7 protein-coding genes are annotated in these 6,318 nt (G+C 62.2%); 2 read left to right on the top strand and 5 right to left on the bottom strand.

What is annotated here, in order from left to right; all coding sequences use genetic code 11:
• Window positions 1–81: 81 nt before the first annotated feature.
• The gene (locus tag ACK4TM_RS02430; protein ID WP_409696175.1) at window positions 82–288 is read right to left on the bottom strand and encodes a dodecin family protein; all 207 of its coding nucleotides are present in this window, start codon (window positions 286–288) and stop codon (window positions 82–84) included.
• 511 nt (window positions 289–799) lie between these two features.
• Between ACK4TM_RS02430 and ACK4TM_RS02435 the strand changes: the two genes are divergently transcribed.
• Together ACK4TM_RS02435 and nagB are read left to right on the top strand one after the other, a co-directional pair.
• A complete protein-coding gene (locus ACK4TM_RS02435; RefSeq protein ID WP_409696178.1) occupies window positions 800–1,204 on the top strand; it encodes a RidA family protein in 405 nt (134 codons plus the stop codon).
• Window positions 1,205–1,210: 6 nt separating this feature from the next.
• Window positions 1,211–1,990 (top strand): glucosamine-6-phosphate deaminase, encoded by a 780-nt coding sequence (nagB, locus tag ACK4TM_RS02440; protein WP_409696181.1) that lies wholly within the window; start codon window positions 1,211–1,213, stop codon window positions 1,988–1,990.
• Here nagB and ACK4TM_RS02445 read toward each other — a convergent pair.
• The 4 genes from ACK4TM_RS02445 to ACK4TM_RS02460 all read right to left on the bottom strand — a co-directional run.
• The gene (locus tag ACK4TM_RS02445; RefSeq protein WP_409696184.1) at window positions 1,960–2,700 is read right to left on the bottom strand and encodes a copper homeostasis protein CutC; all 741 of its coding nucleotides are present in this window, start codon (window positions 2,698–2,700) and stop codon (window positions 1,960–1,962) included. The genes nagB and ACK4TM_RS02445 overlap by 31 nt on opposite strands.
• Window positions 2,697–3,893, bottom strand: coding sequence for an MFS transporter (locus ACK4TM_RS02450; protein ID WP_409696187.1), 1,197 nt, complete (start codon window positions 3,891–3,893; stop codon window positions 2,697–2,699). The genes ACK4TM_RS02445 and ACK4TM_RS02450 overlap by 4 nt, the downstream gene beginning before the upstream one ends.
• 2 nt (window positions 3,894–3,895) lie before the next feature.
• Window positions 3,896–5,350: a M81 family metallopeptidase gene (locus tag ACK4TM_RS02455; protein WP_409696190.1), complete on the bottom strand. Its 1,455-nt coding sequence runs from the start codon at window positions 5,348–5,350 to the stop codon at window positions 3,896–3,898.
• Window positions 5,351–5,371: 21 nt separating this feature from the next.
• A partial coding sequence (locus ACK4TM_RS02460; RefSeq protein WP_409696193.1) for a family 20 glycosylhydrolase occupies window positions 5,372–6,318 on the bottom strand: 947 nt, incomplete at its 5' end.

Consider the following 6,318-nt stretch of genomic DNA (forward strand, 5'->3'; position numbering starts at 1 on the left):
CAGCCAGCTGCCCCGACCCCTGCGGACCATTCGCCGGGGGTCGCGACGGGAGTTTCGGTCCCGGTTGAGGTTCGCCAAATGCTATTCGTCATCAAGAACAAAGGTCACTTCTAGGTTCACCTTGAACGCACTTACTTTTCCGTTCTCGACCATGACGTTCTGATCCTTGACCCACGCGCTCTGAACGTTGCGAAGGGTTTTTGACGCGCGTTCGATGCCCTGGCTGACGGCATCATCGAAACTGGTCGGCGACGTGGCGGAAATTTCAGTCACACGAGCAATGGTCATGATGTCTCCTTTCGTTGACTCATTTCAGTATCGGATGAGAATGAAAGGAACACTGATGAAGGCGAGGATGTTCCAGGAAGTTTCAGGAAGCGTCCGCAGAGGAGAGCAGGGCCCTGCTTTACCAGCGGAGAGCGGAAAAATGCGCCTATCCTCTTTCTGCGGTCTTGTGGGGCAGAAAATTGCGAAACTATCCCGCAGTGGGCACAATGGCGCAAACTGCCGCCCGGCCCGGCGCAGGGCCGGGCATTTCAAATCGTTAAGCAGGGTGCCGCGCACCACGGCAACAGGCGGATATTCAAGCGTCACAGTCTCTCGCTTTTCCTCTCAACCTGATACCAACATGTGATTTGGGGCCAGGTCAGGCTTTTTTGCACGGGTTGAGAAAGAATTTTCCATAACTTACCTTTCAACAAAAGTTTGGCCCTAAAAAAGCACGTCAGGCACCCGACATGGCTTGAATCCCGGGCGTCCGCATGGGACTTTAAGAAAACAATTTTCACGGGATGATATCATGACTGAACAGCGCCTTATCAGGTACGACACCGCAGATGCGCAGGCAGGTGGTCAAAAGCGCCCCTTTGCCAAGGCGGTGCGCGCGGGGGATTATGTCCATGTGTCGGGGCAAGTACCGACCGTGGACGGTGAGGTCGTGACTGGCGGCATCGTGGCGCAGACCGAACAGGTGATGGTCAATATCCGCGATGTGCTGGCGATGGCCGGTTGTGGCATGGAAGATGTGGTCAAGGTTAATTGCTGGCTGGATGATGCGCGCGATTTTTCGTCGTTCAACGCTGTTTTTGCACGGCATTTCGGGGCAAATCCGCCCGCGCGGTCCACGGTGGAATCGCGGCTGATGGTGGATGCCAAGGTTGAAATCGACGTGTTGGCGTGGAAACCGCTGCCGGACAAGGGGTAAGCGGCGATGAAAGTCCTGATCCATCAGACACGCGAAACCGCGACTGAATGTGTTGCCGGGCTGATTGTGGACCGCATCGCACGCGACCCCGATGTCGTGCTGGGACTGGCCACCGGTGGCACGATGGAGGCTGTTTATGACGACCTGATCGCGCGGTACCGTGCGACCGGTGTCAGCTTTGCGCAGGCGCAATCGTTCAATCTGGATGAATATATTGGGCTAACGCCGGATCATCCGTGCTCCTACTGGGCCTATATGCGTGAAAAGTTTTTTCATCATGTCGATTTCATGCCCGGTCGCACGCATTTGCCGCGCGGCGATGCGGCTGATCCGGTGGTCGAGGCCGCGCGCTATGAGGCGGCGATTGTCGCGGCGGGCGATATCGGCCTGCAATTGCTGGGGCTGGGGGCGAATGGGCATATCGGGTTCAATGAACCCACATCAAGTCTGTCGTCGCTGACCCGGATCAAGACGCTGACGCAATCCACACGGGACGCGAACGCGCGCTATTTCACATCGGATGACGATGTGCCGCGCCTTGCCATCACCATGGGGATCGGCACGATCATGCGCGCGCAAGATATCGTGTTGCTGGCCTTTGGTGCGAACAAGTCAAGGATTGTCGCGCAGATGATCGAAGGGCCGGTCAGCGCCGCCTGTCCGGCGTCGATCCTGCAGATGCACCGCAATGTCACTGTGGTGCTGGACGAAGAGGCGGCCAGCGCGCTGGCGCTGCGCGATTACTATGAACTGGTTCACCCGCGCGTGGCGGCACCGGCCAGCTGATCGAGAGCTGTGCGCAGGGCCCGGATGTGACCGGCGTCAGTCACTCGGGCCTGCGCGTGCTGAAACCCGAAGGCCGCGATCCGGGGATCGTCGTGCGGGGATGCGGGCGCGCTGCCCGAGGCATGGACATCGGTCAGGTGAAGGTGGCGGTTGATCTCGGTGACATTGGCCGCCGTGATGCCGCCGCCGGGCATGATCGCGACACCGGTGGCGGCGGCCTGCATCGCAACCAGCCGCTGCAATCCGTCATGCGCGGTGGTGGCCCCGCCCGATGACAGCACGCGGCTGATCCCCAGTCCGGCGCAGATCCGCAGCGCGGCGACCGGATCAGGCGTCAGATCGATGGCGCGGTGCAATGTGATATCCAGCCCTTTTGCTGCCGCGACAAGCTGTGTCAGCGTTGCGGCATCAAGGCTGCCATCGGGCAGTGACGCCCCGATGACCACACCTGCCAGATTATGGGCGCGGGCTGTTGCAATATCGGCGAGCTGCGTGTCGATCTCGGCCTGAATCCAGATGAAATCGCCCGCGCGGGGGCGGATCATCGCCATCACTGGCAGCGGCAGGGTGGCGGCCAGCTGCATCAGCCCGGCAGAGGGTGTCAACCCGCCAAGGGACAGGGCGGAACAAAGCTCGATCCTGTCTGCGCCGTTTTGGGCGGCATTCAACAGACTGGCAGGATCATCGACACAGATTTCAAGGGTGATCATGGTGTACGCCTTTCCAGATAAACCAGCATTGCCGCACCGATGACGCCTGCGATCCCGCCCAGAACGGCGGCTGTGCCATAGCCGCTGATCGCGGCCCCCAGCGCAAAGACGGCCGATCCAAGGGCGGCACCCAGAAACATATTCACCGCGATCAGCGATGCCGACAGGCCCGGCCGGTTGCGGATCAGGTCCAGCAGATAGCTGATCGGCAAGGAAATGATCCCGGCCGCGGACACGCCCGCGATCACGCTGGCGGCATAGACATGCCAAGGTGCCGTGGCGACGGAAATGGCGGACAGATAGACCAGATAAAGCACTGCCGATATCGCCAGTGCGGTGGTCAGGTGCATATAGCGCACGGCATTGGCCCAGAAGATCATAAAGATCACCTCCAGCAACGCGACAAGTCCGACGAGAAAGCCGATATCGGATGCGGTGCCATTCGCGCGCCCAGTGATGATCAGCGGCAGGACCGTGGCGTTCACGGTCAGCACCTGTGTGACCAGCGCGACACCGGCGATGCGCAGGATCATGCCGGGTGACAATACGCCGATCAGGTCGGGCAGGGGCGCTATGCGCGGCCCGGTGGGGCGGGGTGCCTTTGTGTCGGGCTCCATCCCGAACAGGATGACGGCAAGACAGCCCGCCGCAAAGACCGCCGCCAGAAGATAGGCAGTGATCATGCTGTCCTGACGCGCAAGGATCAGCCCCACGATACCCGGCACCAGCACCCATGACAGCGAGACCATGATCCGCATCAACGCATTGGCGATCGCGGCTTGGTCCGGCGCGAAACTGTCGGTTTTCGCGCGCACATTGCCGAACAGCAGCGAATTGGTCGCGTGGAACAATGCCAAGGGCGCGATGGTGGCAAGGGCAAACGTCAGCGGCGTGGGGTTCAGCCAGATGATGCCGAACCCGATCAGCCCGAAGGATGACACGATGATCAGCGGCAGGCGGTAGCTTTGGTATCTGTCCGAAAGATACCCGCTGGCCACCGCGATCACGACATGCGCAATCGCGGCGACAAAGGTGATCGCGGCATAAGTCAGGTCCGACAGCCCCAGTTCGCGGATGCCGACAACCGCCTGATAGGGCGATGTTGCGGCCCCGGCGAAACCGTAAAGAAAGATCGCGCCTGCGGACACGCGCACGACGGAATGATCGCGCAGGATCGTGAACCATGCGGACATGATCAGCCGGTGAACCGTGCGGATGGTTGCGGATCAGGGGTGAAACTGTCGCGTGCGTCAAACGGCAGGGTTCCCGCCGCGCGGTGCAGGTTGGACAGGCGGGGAATGTCCTGATTGACCACGCCGTCGGTCAGCGCCATCAGGTTGGGCGCGGCCAGCGGCGCAAGTTCGGGCGACAAATAGCCTGATTTCACCACCAGCAGTTTCACGCGGGCCGGGTCCAGCCCCAGTGCCTGAAAATCCGCGATATTGTGATAGGGGCGGCGTCTGGCGGCCAGCACCAAGGTGATGCCGCCGATCTGAAGCACGGCTTGTTTCCCTGCGTCATCAGGGCTGTCATGCAGGTGAAGCACCCGTGCCTGTGCCCGGACGCGGACACCGGCAGGGTCCAGCGATGCGCCGATGCCAAGGTTAAGTGTCTTGCCCGTGCCTGCGGCGAAACAGGCCATGACCGCGGCGCGGTCGGTGATGCCTGCGACCAGCGCATCCTGCCAGTTCTGCGCGATCAGCGCGGCCAGCACATCGGCGCGGTCGCCGACACCGCCGCCCGTGGGATTGTCGCCGCTGTCGGCAAGGATAACAGGGCGCGTTGTCGCGGCTGCGGCGATATCAAGCATCTCTGCCAAGGGTCCGGTGCGCGGGCCAAAGGCAAATTCATCGCGCGCGGCCCAGAACGCACGGGCGATGGCGGCGCCCGCGGCAATGGCGGCATCGCGGTCCGTGCCGGTGACGACGGCGCAGGCCGTGGCGCGCGGTTCATCTGCCCAGACATAACCGATCATCAGATCGGTGCGCCAGATGCCCGTGCCTTCATGTGCTGGCAGGGCTGCGTAAAGGCTACGCGCAGGTTCATCTGTGGTGGCCGATCTTTCGCCGGGCAGCAGATGCGGCACAGGGACGCGCACCACGCCGGGACGCTGGCCGGTGGTCAGCGCGTCGATCAGCATCGCATAGGCGGCGGTCATGGTTTCGGCCACGTCGATATGCGGGGCGGTGCGATAGGCGGCAAAGATATCAATCTGGTCGGTGATGCGCTGGGACACATTGCCATGCAGGTCATAGCTGCAGGCGATCATCATATCCGGACCCACGGCGGCGCGGATGGCGGCGATCCAGTCGCCTTCGGCATCCTGCATCCCGTCCACGAACATCGCGCCATGCATCGCAAGATAGACCGCGTCAAAGGGTTTCGCGGCCTCCAGCCGGTCCAGAAATTCGGCCTTGAACGCGTCATAGACCGGGCGGGCGACCGGCCCGCCCGCCACCGCGCGCGCATGCAGCAGGGGGGCGATGTCTGCGTCGAAATCCGACAGAAAGCCGAAATAGGGGCTGTCTGTCAGATCGGCATCGCGCAGCACGGTGAAGTCTTCGGTCTGCATCAGAACCGGGGAATAGGTCGAGCATTCGGTATGGATGCCGCCGACAGCAATGCGCATCGTGGTGTCTTTCATAATCATGGGCGGGGGGCCGTCCGGGGGTTACAGCGTGGGATGCAGGCGGACCTGCCGGGCGAAGCGGTGCCAGTCCTTGGCGGCGGACTGCGTCCAGCCAGCCTCGGCCACGGCGCTGAGGCGGGGGAAGACCAGATCGTTGAACCATGCCTTGGTGGTGTAATGTTCGCACCAGATACAGGCCTGCACGCCGCGCATCTGCTGTCGCAGGTCGGCGGGGAAATCACCCTCGGCCTCGTAGGTATAGCTTTGTTTGGGGGGGACGGGACCGGCCCAGCCTGCGCCGTTGTCAAGCCAGTCATCCGATTGCACCATGTCAAGGTAATAGGCCTGACCCGGTGTCATCACGACGTCATAGCCCTGCTTTGCAAGGTCGATGCCGACTTGGGGGTTTTCCCATGCCATCAGCAGCGTGTCTTCGGGCGGTACGCCGCCGCCATGGGCGATCTCGTTCCAGCCGACCATGACTTTGCCGCGCGCGGACAGCATCGCCTTGACCCGGCGCAGGAACCAGCTTTGCAGTTCAAACGTGCCGGACAGGTTTTCGCGTTCCATCAGCGCGCGCGCCAGCGGTGAGGCAAGCCATGCGTTCGCGGCCACCTCATCCCCGCCGATATGGACGTAGCGGGACGGAAAGATCGCGGCGATTTCGTCAAAGACGGTTTCGAGCATGGTAAAGGTTTCGGGCACGGCGGGGTTCAGCGCGTTGTTGAAATAGCCCTGCACCGAATAATAGCTGTCAGGCGTTTCATCGGGGTCGGCCAGATGGGGCAACGCGGCCAGCACGCAGGCGGCATGGCCCGGTGTTTCGATTTCGGGCATCACATCCACGCCAAGGGCTGTGGCATGGGCCACCACATCGCGCATGTCCTGTTGTGTGTAGAACGCGCGTTGTGTGTCCGCGCCATCGCCCAGTTGCGGCAGCATGCCGGGCAGGTCGGCACCGCGTGTGGCACCGGTGTCGGTCAGCTGGG

This window comes from Yoonia sp. (assembly GCF_046292185.1).
GTDB lineage: Bacteria > Pseudomonadota > Alphaproteobacteria > Rhodobacterales > Rhodobacteraceae > Yoonia.